Source organism: Bradyrhizobium genomosp. I (2014), assembly GCF_000261685.1.
Lineage (GTDB): Bacteria > Pseudomonadota > Alphaproteobacteria > Rhizobiales > Xanthobacteraceae > Bradyrhizobium.
Map to the genome: position 1 here is coordinate 1 of NZ_AJQE01000388.1, position 20479 is coordinate 20479.

At 58.5% G+C, this 20479-nt stretch carries 12 protein-coding genes and 4 pseudogenes; 5 read left to right on the top strand and 11 right to left on the bottom strand.

Features of this window, described 5'->3' with window-relative positions; translation table 11 throughout:
* A pseudogene (locus tag IC50_RS39630) lies at nt 1–536 on the bottom strand (IS66 family transposase); the annotation flags it as partial.
* An 85-nt stretch (nt 537–621) separates the two neighbouring features.
* Entirely contained in the window at nt 622–1110 is a 489-nt protein-coding gene (locus IC50_RS42160; protein WP_026312792.1) for a hypothetical protein, read from the bottom strand.
* Nucleotides 1111–1615: 505 nt separating this feature from the next.
* Between IC50_RS42160 and IC50_RS41725 the strand changes: the two are divergent.
* Nucleotides 1616–1813, top strand: a pseudogene (locus tag IC50_RS41725) (transposase); the annotation flags it as partial.
* A 954-nt stretch (nt 1814–2767) separates the two neighbouring features.
* On the opposite strand, the gene IC50_RS34070 reads toward IC50_RS41725, so the two are convergent.
* The 4 genes and pseudogenes from IC50_RS34070 to IC50_RS34085 all read right to left on the bottom strand — a co-directional run bounded on the left by IC50_RS34070 (nt 2768) and on the right by IC50_RS34085 (nt 5463).
* Entirely contained in the window at nt 2768–2983 is a 216-nt protein-coding gene (locus tag IC50_RS34070) for a hypothetical protein (RefSeq protein ID WP_018647863.1), read from the bottom strand.
* A gap of 589 nt (nt 2984–3572) precedes the next feature.
* Nucleotides 3573–3878 (bottom strand): annotated as a pseudogene (locus IC50_RS34075) (HigA family addiction module antitoxin).
* A 51-nt stretch (nt 3879–3929) separates the two neighbouring features.
* Complete coding sequence (locus IC50_RS43445; protein ID WP_223153755.1) at nt 3930–4229, bottom strand: type II toxin-antitoxin system RelE/ParE family toxin; 300 nt, start codon at nt 4227–4229, stop codon at nt 3930–3932.
* A 787-nt stretch (nt 4230–5016) separates the two neighbouring features.
* Nucleotides 5017–5463, bottom strand: a complete 447-nt coding sequence (locus IC50_RS34085; RefSeq protein ID WP_018647864.1) for a tyrosine-type recombinase/integrase — start codon at nt 5461–5463, stop codon at nt 5017–5019.
* Between the two features lie 340 nt (nt 5464–5803).
* Here IC50_RS34085 and IC50_RS34090 point away from each other — a divergent pair, with 340 nt between their 5' ends.
* Both IC50_RS34090 and IC50_RS39650 read left to right on the top strand, forming a co-directional pair.
* A complete protein-coding gene (locus IC50_RS34090; RefSeq protein WP_028182256.1) occupies nt 5804–6160 on the top strand; it encodes a hypothetical protein in 357 nt (118 codons plus the stop codon).
* A gap of 838 nt (nt 6161–6998) precedes the next feature.
* Nucleotides 6999–7232 carry a cold-shock protein gene (locus IC50_RS39650; protein WP_018647867.1) on the top strand — a complete coding sequence of 78 codons (234 nt, stop codon included), beginning with the start codon at nt 6999–7001 and terminating at the stop codon, nt 7230–7232.
* 320 nt (nt 7233–7552) lie between these two features.
* Here the strand turns inward: IC50_RS39650 and glmS are convergent, their stop codons facing one another.
* Nucleotides 7553–9379, bottom strand: a complete 1827-nt coding sequence (glmS, locus tag IC50_RS34100; protein WP_011084447.1) for a glutamine--fructose-6-phosphate transaminase (isomerizing) — start codon at nt 9377–9379, stop codon at nt 7553–7555.
* 1332 nt (nt 9380–10711) lie between these two features.
* Here glmS and gmd point away from each other — a divergent pair.
* A complete protein-coding gene (gmd, locus tag IC50_RS34105) occupies nt 10712–11797 on the top strand; it encodes a GDP-mannose 4,6-dehydratase (protein WP_014498053.1) in 1086 nt (361 codons plus the stop codon).
* Entirely contained in the window at nt 11769–12776 is a 1008-nt protein-coding gene (gene fcl, locus IC50_RS34110; protein ID WP_011084445.1) for a GDP-L-fucose synthase, read from the top strand. Before gmd ends, fcl begins: the two co-directional genes overlap by 29 nt.
* A gap of 274 nt (nt 12777–13050) precedes the next feature.
* Here the strand turns inward: fcl and IC50_RS34115 are convergent, their stop codons facing one another.
* The 4 genes and pseudogenes from IC50_RS34115 to panB all read right to left on the bottom strand — a co-directional run bounded on the left by IC50_RS34115 (nt 13051) and on the right by panB (nt 18382).
* The gene (locus IC50_RS34115) at nt 13051–16167 is read right to left on the bottom strand and encodes an efflux RND transporter permease subunit (protein ID WP_028153850.1); all 3117 of its coding nucleotides are present in this window, start codon (nt 16165–16167) and stop codon (nt 13051–13053) included.
* 778 nt (nt 16168–16945) lie between these two features.
* Entirely contained in the window at nt 16946–17047 is a 102-nt protein-coding gene (locus tag IC50_RS44075; RefSeq protein ID WP_231166596.1) for a pantoate--beta-alanine ligase, read from the bottom strand.
* Nucleotides 17037–17435 carry a pantoate--beta-alanine ligase gene (locus IC50_RS44080; RefSeq protein WP_244429706.1) on the bottom strand — a complete coding sequence of 133 codons (399 nt, stop codon included), beginning with the start codon at nt 17433–17435 and terminating at the stop codon, nt 17037–17039. The genes IC50_RS44075 and IC50_RS44080 overlap by 11 nt, the downstream gene beginning before the upstream one ends.
* Before the next feature lie 60 nt (nt 17436–17495).
* Nucleotides 17496–18382, bottom strand: a pseudogene (panB, locus tag IC50_RS39660) (3-methyl-2-oxobutanoate hydroxymethyltransferase).
* Between the last annotated feature and the right edge of the window lie 2097 nt (nt 18383–20479).

Genomic DNA, 20479 nt, shown 5'->3' on the forward strand with positions numbered 1-20479 from the left:
CGCCCAGGTTCGTCCGCCGCCGTCGCTGCCCGCGAACAGGCTATTCTTTCTTGTAATTGTCTGCGGTCTGATGGCGCGCTCGACGATGTTGGAGTCGAGCTCGATGCGGCCGTCGAGCAGGAAGCGTTCGAAGATGGCACGGCGCGAGACAGCATAGCGGATCGCCTCGGCCAGTTTGATTTGCCGGAGATCCGCCGCAAGGTCTGCTGCCAGAGATCGAAGAGATCTGCGACGACAGCCGCGGAGGCTTGCTGGCGCGCGGCAACGCGGGCGTCGGGGCTTTGACCGCGCACGGTCTTCTCGACCTGCCAGAGCTTCGCCATCCGCTCGAGCGTCGCCGTTGCCACTTCCGAGCTCCCTGCAACATGCAGCTCATAGAACCTGCGCCGGCTGTGTGACCAGCAGCCGGCCAACGTGATGCCATCATCGCCGCGATCGGATCGCGCGAGCTTGTTATAGGCGGCGTAGCCATCCACTTGGAGGATGCCGCGATAGCCATTGAGATGCCGGACGGCGCATTCGCCGGCGCGGCTAGGTGAACTCGCCTTGCTGGTCCTAGGCGCTACAGCGAAATCTGGCCATCTTAGCGCTCCTGCTGCGGCGAGGGCGGCGGCACCTCGGTCAAAGTGTCGGCGTCGCGGTCGTAAGCGCGTAGTAAACGCTGGCCTGGCCTCGCCGGCGGCGCAGCCGGCGGACGTTGTCGAAGCCCTGCCCCAAGTGGGGCGGCACTGGATCGCCGGCCGCGTGCTCTGCGCAGCGGGTTTCGAGCCACCCTTTGTTGGCATGCAGCCGGCCTTCCGCGCCGCAAATCTCGCAGGTGCAGGCGGAGCGGGCGACGGCCAGGTCAACTGCATGGCCGATCGCGGACTCGGTGGACTTCGAGGCTTCGGTGTCCCAGTCGACGAGCAGGATGCCCATCTTCTGCTTGATGCGGACGAATTCGAAGGTCTCGCCGTCGCGGAGCGCGACTTCGATCCTGCGACAGAGCCGGACCAGGATATCCTGCCACCCTCGCTCGCAGTGCGGGTAGCCGAACGAGCGACTAGGCTCCTCGGCCGTCGTGAGGAACAGACGCGGGTGCCACAGCATGAGGTCGCGGCGCCAATCCATGTCATTACTTCCCCATCTCATTACTCCCGACCTCCAGGCTGGAGGGGCGATATCGACAAGAACATCGTTCGCGCGATCGTACCGCCTGCAGGTGACCTTATGACCGACGACGCGCTGCAGAATGCAGATGTTCTCCAGCCCCGGACACCTCTCGACGGCCGTGCCCTGGGCATGAGTCTCGCAGCGGATGCCATCCCCCTCCGAGCTCGATCTCGATGGTGAGGTCCGCAGCAGGTGAGCGCGCGCGGAGAATCGCGATGCACATGGCGCAGATGGGCGCGGGCCGCGCCGATACGCCGGTGGAGGGGGCGCCGCTCGATCGAGTTCGACCCGCGTGACCTCGGGATACTCGAGCCCATCACGGAGGCGGCCGCCAGCTACTAACTCGAGCTCTCGGCTCTGGAATAACATCGGCCTGCCCGCACTTCGTGCTCCCGGTGCCGCTGTCCCGATGGTCGCACCATACTCCACGATGTAGAACACCGCAGCGGGAACGTTGGCACCGAGACATCTCACCAATTTGCTCGATCGCCTCAACGAGGAGATCAGGCGGCGAACCTATGTCGTGCGAATCCTCCCCAATGCCGAGAGCTGTTTAAGGCTGGTACGGGCGCTGACCGTCGAGCGCCATGAGGCCTGGCTCGAGGACCATCGCCATCTAAACATGGATCTGCCGAAGGAGCACAAGGAGGCGCTACGCCGGCGGCCTGACGATGCTCAGGCCCACCAAGGGGATGCACGCCCCCCTCTCCGCCGCCGTCGCTCGCCAGGGCTACGCTTTTGCGCAAGCGAGCGACGGCGGCTCCGAGGGGATGGCTCGGCCGGATCCCATAATCGATTTTGCTGAAGTTGACGCACAGAACTGCCGATCCGGGCCGTCGTCGTGGTGCGGCTGCCGCTGATCGTAAGCGAGCCGAACGCCTTTCGTCTGCGGCCTGAACGTCTTTATTGTCTCCACGGCAAGCGGCCCCGTGGGCCGCTTTTCGTTTTGTGAATGGGCGCGCAGTCTCGTCAGCTTTCAGTAAGCTAGTCCCAATAATTGGTTGTTGGGTTTAGCGGGGGTGGCACGGACATTGCTGGGGTTTCCAGAGCAGTGGGGTGGAGTGTCACCTTCCGCTAAACTCACCAGCAGTGCGGATGCGGCAGGTGCTTCAACTCAGCCCCCCTGGTCGGTCGGCACCGTGTCGCGCCCACTGCTTCTAAATTACGGGCCATTCCCGGTTCTGTAAGTTACGCTCGTTCTGCGAGCGATGACCTCCCGGTCAGCTTCTTCCGCTGCTTTGAGGCTGGCCGTGTGGGGGTTAGCGGCGCGTGGCAGGGACAGCGCTTCCCCTGTGTATGCGTGGGGGTTACTTGAGCGCCGAGTCACGTGACCGCTAACTATCGGCAGTGCGGGCGGGGCAGGGACAGCGTCCGCTCCGGCGCAACCGAACGGCGCCGAGTCTCACCCGCACTGCCTGCGATCTGAGGCTGATCCCCGAGCCCCGCGAGGCTGCAACCCCGGTTCTGGTAGTTGTGCCACGGCTTTTTGCGATGAATGTATCCCACCGTCAGCTTCTTCCGCTGTTTGAGGCTGGCGCGTGGTAGGGAGAGCGCTTTTTCTCCAAGCGGGCGCCGAGCCACGTGGCCGCTAACGTTCCCGCTGTTTAGGTCGCGGCTACCACCTTGTGCGGCCTGTCGACCCGGGACCGGTATGATCCTTTAGGCCATCGATCACCTTGAGCGCCACTTCGAGTTCATCTCGAAGATGCTTCGTAATCCGCAGTCCGCTCGCAAGCTCCTCGCGGCTGATTTCCGCGCCGTGGGCGACTTTTTGTTCTAGGTCGCGTATAGCGTGGTCGATCTTGTGCAGCGAGAACGTGCCAAGCATCATTTGGCTCCGTCCACGATTAAGGGTCGGTCATCCGGCCGCGCGGGTAGGACCCACAACGTAAAAATGCGTCCACTACATGGTTGAGTAAAGCGGGTGGCGTTGGGGGAAAATCTTTTCCCATCTCGCGTCTGAGCGCCTCGAATTCGGCTAAGGTCGAAAGAGGGCACTCCGCCACCGCGTCCATTTTTGAGCAGATAACTTCAACCCGGAATCGCCGAGCGGCCAGCTGCTCTTCAGTTCGCTGTGGCCCGTAGGTGTCTTCTGCCGGGGTATGGCTTGGCCTACGGGCGTAGTCCGTGAATGCTTGGATTGCCGCCCCCACATCGGTCCTAGGCACGGCGGTTACTCCTATGAGCGGAGCCAGCTCGAACAGTTGCGGGCCGAGCGCTTCAATATGACATGCACGCGGGGCGCGGCACCCCACCGGTACTGGTAGGTGCTCTCCAGTTCTTCTCCACCATACAATGGTAGCACCTTGGGGAATTTGAACCTCTCGGGCGTAAAGGTGGCCAGCCCCTGTCTTCGAGGACGGGCTGGCTACCATCGCTTGCGACACCGTTTGGGCGACCCCGCACCCGGACTCGTCGCCCTAAGCCGGTTCCAGCATCTTGATCTCGCTGACATCAACTTCGCGTCGGCGTGCCACGCATCGGGGGCTGCCTGCAAACGAAGCTAGATGGCCGGGCCGTTGCCGACCGGCTTTCCAATCCGGGCGGCCACGTTCGGACTGACCGGCTTCTTCTCCGCGAGGATGTCGTGCAGATGCTGCCTGGAATCCCAGCGCTTCTGCAATCTCGGTCTTAGACTTCCTGATGTACTGTAGAATTTCATCAAGGACGGCGCCCGGATGAGACGGGCAGCGGTTAGGATCGCGCTTAGCCTTCTGCTCTGCCATTGATGCTCTCCAGCATGTCGGAGCCCTCATGGCTTATTCGGTATTCTGCGTTCAGTGGTACTGGTCAAAGTCAACCTTGAATGCATCGCCTCCTTCAAACTCGAATGTGATGCACCACGGGCCATTGATGTGAATCGTGTAGCGCACGGACTTTCCGGCCAGCTTGTGGAAATCGTTGCCTGTCAGCTTCAGTTCGGAACTGTTGACGGCTTCGTTGAGCGTATCGAGACGAACTCCTATAGCGCGACAATCAGGATGAGAGCGCGATGCGCTTGTGCATTCTCTTGTCGACGCAGCCGGTTCGCCGCTAGTGGCGCGGCCATACTGCCTAAGATCACAACTGATCGCCAAGCGCTGGCTACGACCAATCCTGGTAGTTGTGATAGGGGCGTTCGCCGAATATGCATCCCGGTTAGCTTCTTCCGCTGCTTGGGCTGACCATGGTGAAGTTAGCGGTGAGTGGTAGGGACAGCGCTTCCTCGGTTCACGTCAAAGCGCCGAGTCACGTGCAGCTATCTACTGTGGGTCCGAATGGGCGGTGACAATCAACACTCGAAATCTTCGGCAGATCACAGCCCTGCGGTCGCAAGCGCTTGAGGTGCTTGCAGCCAATCAGGCCCGGGCCGCCGATCAGTCTTTGAGCCCGGCAGATCGCCAAGTCGCGACGTTTGATGCCGAGGAGGCTCAGGCAGTGTTGGGCATACTCGATAGCGTGAAACTCAACCTGGGCCGAAGGAGGCAGGCAAGATCGCTGCACGCATACGCGCTCTTCTAGAGGGCGTCTCGTGGGCGCTGGCGTGTTTGGTGCCTGATCATGATTCGGTTCCCCGTCAAACCAAAACTCAGATACTACAGTGGCGTGAACCGAAAGTTGCAGCGCAAAAAAGCGGGTTTATAACGCGGTTGCGCATCGCGCCGCCAATCACCTTAATACCCAGATCGCGAACAATGAGAGCGACACCCAGCAATATATGTTCGCTAACATCGCTTACGATATCGGCGCTTCGACGGATGACGTGCGATCTGCCCTTTCAAACGGCGGGTACAACGGCGTAACATTCATGGGCATTAGCGCAGAGGAGCGGACAGCACTGGCTCGATACAGACGAGAGGGGAGCTGAAGTGTCGCAGAAGTTTGCTAACCGGTGATTGTGATTAAATGCTTTTCAATCCGCTGGAATCGCTTCTCGCTTCTCTTCGAACATATGCCATCGCGCATAGACGCATGAACGATGGTCGCGGCTGTACGCCTGAGGTCATGGGGCGTAAAGGCTACCAGCTCATTGTCTTCCAACAAGCGCCGCACAGCCTGGCTCATACAGTGGCTCGCAAGCACCCCAACGCTTTCGAAGCGACTGGCAACGACGGGTCTGTTGCCTTGGTCCTCTCCCTTCTCTGGCTTGCCGATCTCCAAGGCCGCCTCGATCAACTTGACGGCAGTCGGGAAGAGCGGGACTGTGTGCTCCGCTTTCTTGTTCTTCGTCCGTACAGCGGGAATGATCCAGTGGGGCTTTTCCCCGTGTAGGCCGTGAAGCTCGGAACGCATCATACTCGCGACTTCGCCCCGGCGCTGGGCTGTCAGCAATACGGACTTTCAGCGCCAAGCGCGTTCCATCCGTGATGCCCGCTTCCTCATCGTTGAGGATCGCAAAGAAGGCTTCAGTTCGTCGAGTGTTAGAACGCGGTCCTTCTCGACTTCCTTGCCACCAACTTTCTTCATGCCGTGCAGGAAATTCTCAGTCAAATCTCGCGGTCGTTCGCATACCCCGCAAATGGTGCGGATATCCGCTTAAGCAATCCCGATGAGCAAGTGCTACCAAATGAGATAGGTTCGACATGTTGCCGGTTGTGGTACTTTCCGAAGCTCTTGGTCGGATCTAGACCACGCAGCGAGCTGCGATCCTGTTTAGACGGAGAGACGTTGAATGACCGCGAGAAGTCCCGAATACGAGAAACGCGAACGGAAGACCCATCCAGAGCCCGAACGGGCCGCCCAGGCTTCAGCCTCTGAAGCGGGAGGCACCACGCACGATGTTGGAGAATCAGCGAGGGCTGCATCAAGCCATTCATTTGCGTCTCCGGAATGGAAAAAATCCCTCGAAGAGACAACAGACCTGTTCGCTGCGGCGTTGAAGGACGGGTCAAAGCTGGCTGCTTCCTCTCTGCACGCTCAGGTCAATCTTCTGAAGAATCTTGCCAATTCCAAAACTCCCTCGGACGTGATGAAGTGCCATCTGGATTTCGCGGAGCAGTTCTGGTCGAAATCGTTCAGCAAAGGCTGAGAGATAAGATCATTTAGAGCGGGCCGTCATCTGCGGCTAGCTGAGCAATTCGCCAAGCGTGAAATAGGGTCGATGGCGCTCTATTACCTCCGAGGTGAACGCACCTTTGGCAAGCCTGACAATCACCCCAGTCCAGCTTCGCTACTTGCTCGACTACCCATGCGAATGCTCCTCCTCGTGAGGCTCAGTGATTCTGAGATGGAGATGGTCGAGCTCGTGATTGCGTAGTTTTCGAGCCTCAATCGCGCACGGCGTGTTGGAGAACGGGTGCGCGTCCGAAGGGAGACGATCGATTAAAAGGCCCGCTTGCCTGCTGTTCAATACGCCAGCGAAATTTCTGTGTGCTTAGCAGGTCGGATGAATGCCGCCATCGCGTACAGGCCGGGCGTGCAAGAGAATGCGCTGGGCCGTGATGGGCAGCACGTTGTCGGGGCAATTTGGCGGCGCGAGCGTGAGCCTGCAGTCCGAAGTTCGGCGGGACCAACTGGGACGGACAGTGCCCCCGTCGGCCATCAGTTTTCAGACCAAAGCGAACACCTTGACCCTGTAGCCCGCCACGAACGCCTGCAGAATCTCCGATTCTCGATTCGGCACGACCCTTGCTCGGTCCTGGGCAGCATCACCGAGTCTCCAGATGCGGTAATGTTAGGGGCGGGCTCGTCGCTTCTAGCGCCTGGTCCGCCCCGCCGGTTTGCTGTGAGGCGAGGTGAGTCAGGATGTTCAAGTGGTGGCGCTCATCTTCGCTCGCGCTCGTCGCCGCCGAGTTAGGAACGGAAAGTGCACCCGCAGCTCCGGAGTAGTAGGCGGCGATATCGAGCCGCAAGACCGTGGAACAAACATGCGCACCGGAACAGTAGTGTCGTACAGCGTTGAAAAGGGCTGGGGGTTCATTCGGCCTGACTATGGCGACGGCAAGGATTTGTTCGTGCACATATCGGACCTTCGCGGCTGCGCAGGGGCTGATCTGGTGTCCGGCACGCGCGTGACTTTCGGTATTCGTTTCAATAAACAGCGCTCGAAGTACAGAGCCGTCGAAGTCAGGCTGCGCGCTCCGGGGCATGGCGACCAGTGAATCCGATTGATGGCGACCACCATTTCCGATCGATGACGACCACCTGTTCCGGTCGATGGCGACCAGGGCAACAGGGCTGTGGACGGGCGTGATGAACGCCGTCCCAGTCGTGCAACATCCCGGATCGCCCCTAGGCTAGTCGATTCTGCTATACGAGGCTGATGGCAGCATCAGCTAAGTTCACCAAAACCGCACGACAGCTACGAGCGACCCGGATTGGGAACTTGTCGGATTCCGTCCCCGCAGAACCTAGGCCACCAAACCCGCGCCGAATGGCTCGAGGCCGAGACCTCAATGCTTTGATACTAACTTCTCCAGCCTCATTCCACCGTGACCGATTTTGCAAGATTACGCGGCTGATCCACGTCCGCCCCCCTTGCGACCGCGGTATGGTAAGCCAAGAGCTGGACCGGAATGGCATAGACCAGCGGCGTAAAGCTTGCGACCATTGCCGGCAGCACGATGGTCAGGAGCGTGTCTACCATCGCTTCAGACGCACCCTTCGCATCGGTGATCAGGATGATCTTGCCGCCCCGAGCGGCCACCTCTTGCATGTTAGAGACGGTCTTCTCGAAGACCTCGTCGTAAGGCGCGATCACCACCACAGGCACAGCCTCATCGATCAGTGCGATCGGGCCGTGCTTGAGCTCGCCGGCGGCGTAGCCCTCTGAGTGGATATAGGAAATTTCCTTCAACTTGAGCGCGCCCTCCAAGGCCAAGGGGGCCGATGTGCCACGACCGAGATAGAGTACTGTCCTCGCGCCGGCGATATAACGCGCGAGCTTCTCAATCTGGGGCTCGACCAACAGGGCCGCAGCAATCAATCGCGGCACCTCAATGAGCTCGCGCACGAGCTGCGATTCATCGATTTCAGACAGCTTACCCCGCTCCTTAGCTGCTCTGACGGCAAGCACCCCCAATACCATCAGCTGGCAGATAAATGCCTTGGTGGAAGCGACGCCGATTTCTGGCCCTGCCAGGGTAGGCAAAACGGATTCGCTCTCGCGCGCAATCGTCGACGTCGGTACATTAACCACAGATATCGTATGCAAGCCCTTGCCCTTGGCGTATCGCAAGGCAGCTAATGTGTCAGCGGTTTCGCCCGATTGCGAGATGACTATTGCGAGATCGCCTCGGCGCAAAGGCGCCTCCCTGTAGCGGAATTCAGAGGCTACATCGACGTCGCAAGGCAAACGCGCGAGCCTCTCGAACCAGTATTTGGCGATGTGCCCAGCGTAGCTAGCCGTGCCGCACGCAGTAATTGAAATGCGCTGAATGCAATTAAAGTCGAAGGGCAACGCGAGCGGCAGGGCGACGCGTTTGGCCGCAACATCGAGATAATGCGCCAATGTCTTGCCGGCCACTGTCGGCTGCTCGTGAATTTCTTTGGCCATGAAGTGGCGGTAATTCGCTTTGTCCACAAGGAGCGCTGATACGCCAGATTTTGATGTTTCCCGCTGGACGATAGAGCCGTCTGCACCATAAATCACGCACGTTGCGCGCGTAAGCACGGCCCAGTCGCCGTCTTCAAGGTAGGTGACGGTGTCGGTCAAAGGTGCGAGCGCAATTGCGTCCGAGCCTAGATACACTTCGCCGCGACCATGTCCGATCGCGAGCGGCGAGCCCTTGCAAGCACCGATCAAAAGATCGTCGTTCGCTTTGAAAAGGAATGCCAACGCGAAGGCACCACGCAGTCGCGGCAGTGACGCCTGTACCGCATCCTGCGGCGAGTAGCCATTCTTGAGATAGGAATCGACGAGATGCGCCACTACCTCGGTGTCCGTCTCCGAGTTAAAGCCGGCTCCATTCCGCTCCAACTCGGCTCGCAGCTCGCGGAAATTCTCAATGATCCCGTTATGAACGACCGCGACATTCTCCGTCGCATGCGGATGAGCATTGCTTTCGGTCGGCTTTCCATGAGTCGCCCAGCGGGTGTGACCGATGCCAGCATGCCCCGACGGCGGACAATAGCGCAGCTGCTCCTCAAGGTTCCTCAGCTTACCTTCGGCGCGGCGGCGCTCGATCCGGACTCCTTCGAGAGTTGCGAGGCCCGCGGAATCGTAGCCACGATATTCCAATCGCCTGAGCGACGCGACCAACTTATCAACGACCGGACCACGGCCCAAAATGCCAACAATTCCACACATATCAATCCATGCAGCCCAGCTTCAAGAAGTCTGACGTTCCTCCAACAGGAGCACCGTCGCAAACTTCGTTTGCCCAAAGGTAACAGGTTTAGGTTCGGGATTTTCAGCGGGCGCCTTTATCACCGCCGCATTCTCTGGCCTCATTTAGATCTCCCGGCCATCATCGCTTCGCCCAGCTAGATTCCGCTTTTGGCTGGCCGATCGAAGAAACACTGCGATGCCATCGCCATTGGCGTGACTGCCTGAAGCAGAATCAGATGCGCTAGTGCGCCTGCACGGCGCATCCAAGTCCGCCCAAACAGGCTCGCTCGACGGCCTCACTAACTGTCGCCGGCGCAACAAGCCGCTGCCAAGATGTATCAAATAGTCTCGCTCCATAGATTGAGGGCATTCGAACAGAACGGAAAGCCAATTATCCTACGGTGAAGCAGGTTATCTTGCTTGGCTCACTCTCACCGAGGAGCCATTTCAGGACGCAGTTTGTGTTCTCAGAAGAAGCGAGAAGCGATGCCAGCTTGCCGGGCACGGTCAATATGGCAACAACTGAGTCCTCGCGTCTCACTAATCATTCTCCCGGGCGAGTGACGCTTCGTCTGGGCTTCGCTCCATTTCAGACAGAAAGATGAGATCTGCCCACGTTCCGCATAGTCCCTGCTCATCTCTTTGCGCAGCTGCTCCCGACTTGCTGGAAACACACTTGCGATGAGGGTTTAAGAGACTTTTCATGATTGGACAGAGGCAACTTATGCCCGGTCAAGTTAGAGGACTGGCATCAAAGCTCCATTGTACGAACGTAAGATTTCGATATCGAAACGTTACAAAGTCTATACCAACGTTTGCCTTTCTTTCTCATTCTGTTTTGCATCAGGCCGTCCATTGCCTACCCGCAATTAGCAAAGCGGCGCTGATTATGAGCCGCGAAGGCTGCGTCTTCTAGTCGGAAGTCTCACCACGTCACTCTTCCGCGCCATGAGGGACCAAACGGAAAACATACCTGCGCGCGTGGAAAGATAAGGACCCCAGAAATATCGCGAGGAGGCAAAGCGCCCCCGAGCGCGTCTAACAGGGCCTACCATCCATCCCGCCTGCTTGGGATCGTCGCCGTTGCGAGGGTTCGCTCGACTTTCATCTTTGAAGCTCATGCGCCGGCATCATTCAGTCCACCTAAATCAATGTATATGGTGTGTTTTCCTGAGTCCGGTGTATGACTTGGCTTGCCGAGCGTATCCTTTAATTGCGATGGAGCGCGCATCCGCATATCGATCTTTTCGAGAAGCGGCTTCGCAATGATTTCTCAGAGTGCAGCTCTTTCCGGTGCAACTAAGGAAGACCATGACGGTTCGCAACTCAAAGGGGCGTGTCGCTCTCATCACCGGCGTGACCGGTCAGGACGGCGCCTATCTCGCCGAATATTTGCTGTCGCTCGGCTATGTCGTGCACGGCATCAAGCGGCGCTCGTCCTCGTTCAACACCGCGCGCGTCGATCACCTCTATCAGGACCCGCATGTCGGCAACGTTCCGTTCCTGATGCACTATGGCGACATGACGGATTCGACCAATCTGATCCGCCTGGTGCAGCAGATCCGGCCGACCGAGATCTACAATCTCGCAGCTCAAAGCCACGTCGCCGTCAGCTTCGAGAGCCCGGAATACACCGCCAATGCCGACGCCATCGGCGTGCTGCGCCTGTTGGAAGCGATCCGCATCCTCGGCATGGAGAAGGAGACGCGGTTCTACCAGGCCTCGACCTCCGAGCTCTACGGCCTGGTGCAGGAGATCCCGCAGAAGGAGACGACGCCGTTCTATCCGCGCTCGCCCTACGGCGTTGCCAAGCTCTACGGCTACTGGATCACGGTGAACTACCGCGAAGCCTACGGCATGTTCGCGTCGAACGGCATCCTGTTCAACCATGAGAGCCCGATCCGCGGCGAGACCTTCGTGACCCGCAAGATCACCCGCGGCGTCGCGCGTATCGAGGTCGGGCTGGAACAGACGCTCTATCTCGGCAATCTCGAAGCCAAGCGCGACTGGGGCCATGCCAGGGACTATGTCGAGGGCATGCACAAGATCCTGCAGGCCGACAAACCCGACGACTTCGTGCTCGCCACCGGCGAGATGCGCTCGGTGCGCGAGATGGTCGAGCTGTCCTTTGCCCATGTCGGCCGTCGCATCGCCTGGCGCGGCAAGGGCGTCGAGGAGACCGGCGTCGACGAGACGAGCGGCAAGATTGTGGTGAAGATCGATCCGACCTATTTCCGTCCGACCGAGGTCGATCTTCTCGTCGGCGACGCCAGCAAGGCGCGCGAGGTGCTCGGCTGGACGCCGAAGCGCAGCTTTGCCCAGCTCGTCGAGGAGATGATGACGAGCGATCTGGCGGAGACAAAACGGGATGCGGCCAGTGGCAAACGCACCGTTTGAGCTGAGGGGCAAGAGCGTCTACGTCGCCGGCCATCGCGGCATGGTCGGAGCCGCGCTGGTGCGCCGGCTGGCACGGGAGGAGGTGCGGCTCGTCACGGTCGACCGGCGCGAGGTCGATCTCTGCAACCAGGCCGCCGTGTTCGACTGGTTCGCCAGGACGCGGCCGCAAGTGATCTTCCTCGCCGCGGCCAAGGTCGGCGGCATCGTCGCCAACAACACGCTGCGCGCCGAGTTCATCTACGACAACATCGCGATTGCGGCGAACGTGATCCAGGCCGCGCATCAGAACGGCGCCGAGAAGCTAATGTTTCTGGGCTCGTCCTGCATCTATCCGAAGCTGGCGCCGCAGCCGCTGCGCGAGGATTCCGTGCTCACCGGTCCGCTGGAGCCGACCAACGAGCCCTATGCGATCGCCAAGATCGCCGGCATCAAGATGGCGGAGGCCTATCGCAGCCAGTATGGCAGCGACTTCATCAGCGTGATGCCGACCAATCTGTACGGCCCCGGCGACAATTATCACCCCGAGCTGAGCCACGTCGTCGCCGCGCTGATCCGCCGCTTCCACGAGGCGAAGGTTTCGGGAGCGAAGCGCGTCATCGTGTGGGGCACCGGCACGCCCCGGCGCGAGTTCCTCTATGTCGACGACATGGCGGATGCCTGCGTGCACCTGATGAAGACCTATTCGTCGCCGGAACCGGTCAATATCGGCACCGGCGAGGACATCACCATCGCCGATTTAGCACTGATGGTCGCGGCCGCCGTCGGCTTTCGCGGTGAAATCAGCTTGGATACGTCGCGCCCGGACGGAACGCCGCGCAAGCTGCTGGATGTTAGTCGGCTGTCCAGACTCGGCTGGCGAGCCACCACCTCGCTCACGGAAGGCATTCAGCTGGCATACCGGGTGTTTTGCGCTGAGAGAGACGGACGGCTCCAGAGTGATCTGCTCGTTCTCGACAAGGCAGCCTGCATCACCGGCTAGATCATATCGAGCAATGTTCCGAAGGGGCTGAGCCTTGCGATGATCTGTCAGCCCTCCTTTTTGATCAAGAGAGCACCGATTCTCCTTTGGTCGAGCTTGGGCGTCAGGTCTCCGTGAATACCCGGCGCCGCTTTAACCTGGGGCGGCAGCAGCGGATCTCCGACTGTTAACCGCCGAAAAGATGCGCCCAGTTTGGCACCAAGCACGCGAAGTTCTCGATGTGTAAAGAACCGTGAAGTGGTCCTAAGCTCCTTCGCGCGTCACACTAGCAAACCTAGATGATTTGATGGTCATGCTTTGTTACCTCGGCATCAGCAGCGCTGGTGAAGTCGCGCTCGGCGAGGTTCGCGCGGACGACACCCCCATTACCACGGTGATCGGACGCGATCGCGACATAGACCGCCGGGAGCACGAATAGCGTGATCAGCGTGCCCGCAGACATGCCAGCGGCGAGAACGAGTCCGATCGAGAACCGGCTCGCGGCGCCAGCTCCGGTTGCCGTCAACAAGGGTATGAAGCCCGTGACCATTGCCGCCGTGGTCATTAAGATTGGGCGCAGTCGGACACGCGCCGCCATCTCTATAGCCGAGCGACGGTCAAATCTCTCCTTGAACTGCAGCTCATTGGCGAACTCAACCATTAGGATGCCGTGCTTTGAAATCAACCCGACCAGTGTCAACAGTCCAACCTGGGTGTAGATGTTCATGGTCGCCCAGCCGAGGAACGGCGGAATCAAGGCGCCGACCATTGCCATCGGCACGCTGATCATGATGATGAGCGGATCGCGCAGACTTTCGAACTGCGCCGAAAGCACTAAGAATATGATGATGAGGGCAAATGCAAAGGTAATCGCCAATTGATTACCCTCGTGCACGTACTGGCGGGCGTCGGCCAGGAAGTCGTAACTGAAGCCTGGGGGCAGTTTCTTCGCCTCGGCTTCTAGGAAATCCACGGCCTGTTCGATCGTGACGCCGGGCATCGGCACGGCCTGAAAGGTCGCGCAGTTGAGCTGGTTGTAGTGGGTGAGCGCATTCGGATCGGTCGCAGTCTCGGTGGAGACTACGGTAGACAGCGGAAGCATCGATCCCGTCGCAGTCTTCACATAATAGCTTCCGATTGATTGCGGCACTAGCCGTTCCTCTCGCGGCACCTGCGGGATCACCTCGTAGGAGCGGCCCTGCAGATTGAAGCGGTTGACGTAATTTCCCCCAAGTAAGGTGGCGAGCGCGTTACCGACGATCTGCATGGTGATGCCAAGCTCGTTAGCCTTCGATCGATCAACCTTGATTCGTACCACCGGCTGGTTGAACTCGAGGTCGGAGTCGCTCACCATGAAGAGGCCGCTCTTCTGCGCGGCATCCTTCAACTTTGACATCTGCTCGTGGATGGATTGAAAGCCAAGAGTCGAATTGATCACCATCTGGACTGGTAGGCCACCAGAACCGCCCGGCAGCGGAGGCAAGCTAAAGGCAAACGCGTTGATGCCTTCGATTTTGGATAGCTCGGCCTGAACAAGCGACTTTAGTACAATCGATGATCGCTTGCGTTCGTCCCAAGGCTTGAGCAACATGCCGGCCATGCCACTCTGCTGGCCGCCAATGCCATTGAACACGAAGCTCAAGTCAGTCTCTGGAACTTTTTTCAACGCGCTTTCAAGCTTGGTGCCATAATAGTCGAGGTAGTCGATATTGGCGTATTTCGGCGCCTTAGTTAGCGCGAATATGATACCTTGATCCTCCTCCGGCGCTAGTTCCTTGGAAATATGCATATAGAGAAAGCCGACAAGTCCCAACATGGTCAGCGCAAATAGGCCGGTAATTGGGCGATAGTCGAGCGAACGGTCGAGCTTGCGGCCGTACCATCGTGTTACGGCACTGAACCCGCGGTTCACAAGCCTTGCAAATCGTCCCCCCTTGGCGCGCCTCAGGAAGAGAGAGCACATCATGGGCGACAGCGTCAAAGCGACCACACCGGACACGATCACCGCTCCTGCCAGCGTGAACGCGAATTCGCGGAACAGGCCACCGGTGAGGCCGCCAAGGAATCCGATCGGGGCATATACCGCAGCCAAGGTAATCGTCATGGAGATAACCGGACCGACGATCTCGCGCGCGCCCCTTGTAGCAGCCTGTAGCGGAGCCGCTCCTTCTTCTAAATGGCGATGAATATTCTCCACCACCACGATTGCGTCGTCGACCACGAGGCCGATCGCGAGAACCATCGCAAGGAGCGTCAGGAGGTTGAATGAGAACCCCAGCGCCAGCATCATGCTGCAGACACCAACGAGAGACAACGGAATAGTAACCACAGGAATGATGACGGACCGCAGCGAGGCCAGGAAAAGAAAGATCACGACGACCACAACCACGACGGCCTCAATGAGCGTCTTCTTCACTTCGTCGATCGATGATTGAATAAACTTGGATGAGTCGTAGGCCACTTTCATCTTCAGCGGCGGCGGCAGGTTACGCTCCATTTCAGGAAACAGCGCCCGAACGCCTCGCACTATGTTTAGCGGATTGCCTTCCGGGCTCGCTTGCACGCCGACAAAGACCGCGTGGTCGCCGTTCATCGTGACGGTAGTGTCCGTCATCTGCGCGGCAAGTTCGACTACCGCAATGTCTTCCATGCGCACAAAGCCACCGTCATTCGCCTTGACAATCATACGCTTGAAATCGTCAACACTCCGCAAATCCGTATTTGCTGTGACATCGGAGATAGTGAAATAGCCCTTGGTCTGGCCTGCCGCAGCCTGGAAGTTGTTAGCTGCGATTGCAGCCGAAACTTCAGCCGGCGATATGCCATGCCCAGCCATTTTCGCAGGGTCTAGCCATAGCCGCATCGCAAAACTCTGGCCGCCTAGGATGTCAGCCGCTGAAACGCCGTCGACGGTTGAGATAACCGGTTGCACGACGCGCGTGAGGTAGTCGGTGATCGCACTGGCCGCTAGCTCATCGCTGGAGAAAGCGATATACATGACAGCATTCGTCTGACCGCTCGACTTCGTGACGACTGGATCGTTTGATTCCTTCGGGATCAGGTATTTGACTGAGTTGACCTTGGAGAGCACCTCCGTGAGCGCTTCGTTTGGATTGAAGTTCAGCTTGATGTAAACTTGAATAGTCGAGACACCAAGCATAGACGAGGAACTGATGTAGTCGACGCCTTCGGCGGACGCGACTGCTTGCTCCAGGGGAGTGGTGATGAACCCCTGGATCATGTCGGCCGAGGCGCCAGGATAGGCAGTCGTGATATTGATGACCGTATTGGTTAGCTTCGGATATTGCCGGATCGGCAGTAGGACCGCGGCGCGCAAGCCGATCAGCAAGATCAGGAAACTCACGACGATTGACAATACCGGACGTTTGATGAAAAGCGCGGTAAATGTCATGTCAACTCGTATTCGGGATTGGGATGTAAATCTGCCACCAACTTTAAGGCAATGGTCAGCAATGCGGCGACTGTGCTAGAGCCCCCGCTGTAGAGCTCGTGCCCTTTTTGCGTTTATCGGCGAAAGGCCCGACAAGAATAGTTGATTAGAACGCAACGACTTCTAGCCGGGCATTAGTTCAGGCTTCGCACTTCGACATCGGAATTACAAACGACCTGACCGGTACTCAACTCTACAAAGGTAAGTGAGTGATATAGCATCGGCTGCAAAGCACTATACCAAGGTTTATCGAGTTCGCCGCTGATCACCGTCGCAAGACTTGCGGAGTTGCTAAACACAAATTCTTAGCCCCGCATATTCAGTGCGCGCCCGCTATCGCTTCGCTAACTCGCCGAACAAAGCCGTCTCGGGGCTTGCCCTCTGCTGCCAGTTCGATATGCCTCTCGGAACAGTGCTTTGAGCGTTTCTGTCAGCTCAATAAGCTGCGCTCTGGCTTGTCCACGCCTTGCGCTACCGAGTTGGCAACGCCAATACCACTTTGTCGATCCGACGCGTTGAGCCAACGTAGGCGGCCGTACATAGCGCCGCGGGAGTCGCAGTGGACTATCGGCGGTTTTGGGCGTGTCACCGTCGATAAGTCAAGATACTGCAATGTGTCAACCGCCTCCAAATGCCTTGGCAGCCGCAATCAGCTTTTGTACGTTGCACTCTCCAGACCGAAAATCATCGAGCGCCGCGGACAGCCCCTGGTTGATTGCAAGGGCCTGCTGCGCGCTTCCTAGCTGAGATAGCGATTGCGACTACTCATGGCGGGCCCATCCTTTTCACGAACCGTCGGTACGGTGACGATCTCGATCGGGACATTGAGATCAACCACCATGCGACGCACGACTACGCATTAATGAACATCCTTCTGGCCAAAAAAGCGACGTGGGGCTGCACCATGTTGAACAACTTGCAGACGACAGTCGCCACACCGCGAAAATGTCCGGGCCTGAAAGCGCCGCATAGAGGTTTCGCGAGGTCGCCAGGTCCAACAAAGGTTTCGAAATTGCTCGGATAGACTTCCTGTGCATCGGGCGCGAAGAGGATCGCAACACCAGATCCCGGCACAGTTCTTCATCGCGCAAGAAGTCGCGCAGATAGGTGCTGAGATCTTCATTTGCTCCGAACTGAGTGGGGTTAACGAAGATGCTGACGACGGTCACATCGCATTTTGCTTGGCTCGCTGCGATCAGCGCCAGGTGGCCATCGTGGAGATAGCCCACCGTCGGCACAATCCGGCCCTTTGATTGGCACTGCGGGATTTTGCGAGAGTGCGGCGAAGTTCAGCGACGCTCGTGATAATTTGAGGTGGATGGCGCCCAGTTGGCAATTGCCTCCCCAACGCCTTCGGGAAGCCGATAGGACTCTTGCGGGCCGGGGAACGCGCCACGGCGGACATCCGCTGCCCCGCGCGAAAGCGCATCATGGAACTGCTGAAAGCCTTCCGTATAGGCGGGAACGAATTTGGGGCGATGACCTTCGGTTTGGCCCAGCACGTCATGAAACAGAGCACCTGCTCTGAACAGTCTGGGCCCGAGCCGATTCCGATCGTCGGTATTGTCAAGGAATCGCTTACTCGAGCAGTAAGCTCAGCCGGAGTGCCCTCCAATACCAAAGCGAAACAGCTGGCCTCCTGCAGACGATGAGCATCATCGAGCAAACGCAGCGCTTCATCCACTTTGCGGCCCTGCACTTTGAAGCCGCCCATGACATTAACGCTCTGCGGAATAAGACCGAGATGACCCATCACGGGAATCTCGCAATCGACAATGGCACGCACCATCTCGATTCTTTTGCCACCGCCCTCGAGTCTCGCCGCAGCTGCTCCTCGCTGCAGAAATCCGCCAGCATTTCGTATGGTCTCCTCAACGCTGACGTGGAAGCTAAGAAAGGACATATCGGCGACGAGCAAGGCACGCGGTTTGCTGCGTACGGCGGCTTCGAGGTGATGGTTCATCATCGCAACACTTACTGGAGGCGTGTTTTCGAATCCAAGGCAGACGTTACCCCCGCTGTCACCGACGAGACTGATATCGATGGAAGGATCCGGGATAGGCGCCGCAACCGCGTCGTAGGCAGTCGTCATGACTAGACGCCGGCCGTCCTGCTTCCACCGCTGCAGGAGGGGAATTGTGATGCGGTCGACCGGTTGCTCCGAAACGCGACTCATTTGAACTCAGTTCGATTTTTAGCTGCGAACTGACAAAGCTTTGAACTTCAACCAACTCGCCGCCTATTGCAAAGTTATAGCGATCCCCAGCGCTCGAGTTGATCGAGTATCCCACGCGATCAGCAGTCTGGTTGCTACAATTCTTCAGCGTCAATCCGCTCTTCGTCGCTGTCCAAGAAGGACAAAGGGCAAAAAGTGAGTTGCGTATGGGCTTGGTGGATCCGCGCACCAGCGCCGTTGAGAACACACCATCGCGAGGCACGTGCGCGAGAATGACATAGGTCGAAGTCGCCCATAGGAGTTCTTGTTCCATATCTCCACAAGCCCATCGGTGGAATGGCCACTTCGAAATAAGGATGTGGATCGAGGGTGGCGGAACCGCGACAATGAAGATTGGCCTCCAGCACATCCTTCGCAGCGACTACTTTTCTCGCCAAGTGTTTTGCGCACCCGCGACTTCCCTGTGAGAGCGGAAGAAATCTGTCGACCCGCCAAGAAGAAAGGAAAGACCCTCTCGGAAATCACCCGCAGATGGTGAAAATTCCTTTTGGTTGCGTCATCAACGCCAGAAGGCTTCCTTCGCTTGCTGTAGGTCTTGCGGGCGTGTTCGGCTTCGGCCGATTCGCGGGCCGGCTGTCGCGTCGGACCGATCGGGTTTACTTCTACAGCGCACTTTTGATGCATCGATTTTTTCCAGTGTTAAATCCACCGAGGTGAGCATAAGGCGGCATGCAACAGATTGTATTTCTGAGCCGATTGATCGGTAAAGAGCTCCTATAGAGTTTTGTACCGATGTGCTTGAGACCGAGGCGTCCGTCTCGGCAGTCCTCCCCCGCAGGCTGCTCTGTCCTGTCCGGTCCATTAACCGCTGGCCTATATGGTCACCTTGCCGAGCTTTTTGATACCGACCCGGATCGGGTCCGCCGGAATGCTCACGTTCATAGCGTCGCTCCGGCTCAGCCGGGCCCAGGTTGCGCAATCGGTTTAATCCCAGCCGGCGCCGGATAGGGCTGAAGGTCGCCGGCGACACTACCGGCCTCGATTGAGATCTGTTTGACCTGTGGCGCTGTCGTCCCAACGTTCCGGCTTCTGCGCATGGGAAGGCAGGATTTGGCTTGGATAAAAGAGGTCTTGTGGAGCGATCACGGTCCATCCACTCCTTCCTCGCCGAACGCTTAAACTTGGCGACCGTCCTCGCCGAAAACGGCGAGTTGCAGCGCACTGCAGCCTTCGTCAGGCCAGCCTCGATCAAGATTGGCGCCATGGCCTTTCGGCGTCAATGGCGCATTCTTGGGGGCGTTCATCCGATCCTTAAGGGGTAGGCTAAAGCTTCGGCAGGTTGCTTCCTCGTTCAGGACCGGATGGACAACCTACTGAAAGCTCACACCTCATGGTCTCACAGACATCCTACCCGAACTGGTTGCCCCCCCATGCGGCCCCTCTAGAAGCGCGCGTATGCGCGCAGCGATCTGTCGCGCTTTTCGGCCGCAGGTTGGGTTCCACGCAATCGAGTATAGCCAGCATCGCCAGAACTTCGTCGACGTTAAATGTGGCCGCCCTGCGATCTGATAGTCCCAGAGACCGATGGGGGGCGCGGACCCGATTGGCTGCAAGCACCGCAAGCGCTTGCGGCCGCAAGGACGTAATATGCCGCTCGAATATATGCATTCGTTGGCCTGTAGCTGCCCTGTGGGCATGATGTCGCGAGCGCTGGTGGCCAACCCGGTCGCAAAGACTGGGGCTGGCCACCTTTGCTCCCAAGAGGCTCCAATTCTCAAGGGCTACAAAGTTGTATCTTCGAGAAGTACCAAGGGGCACCTACCAAAATCGGTGGCTCCCCTCCTCGTCGGCGACTCTCTAAGCTAGTTTTTGCCTTGAATTGGAGACACCAGCACGACCAGACACATGCACGTTGCATGAACAAGAAAACATGCCAATCGCACATGAGCGACGCAAGTATGTGGGCAGAGTCAATCGAGGCGGAGCACGATAGAAAGCCGCTGGAAAGTTATCCGAGACCCTCGTAGACCGCGATGAGGAGTACCTCGTTGAAAAATGGGCGACGCTGCCGGCGTCGCTCGTCGGCACGCCTGGCGG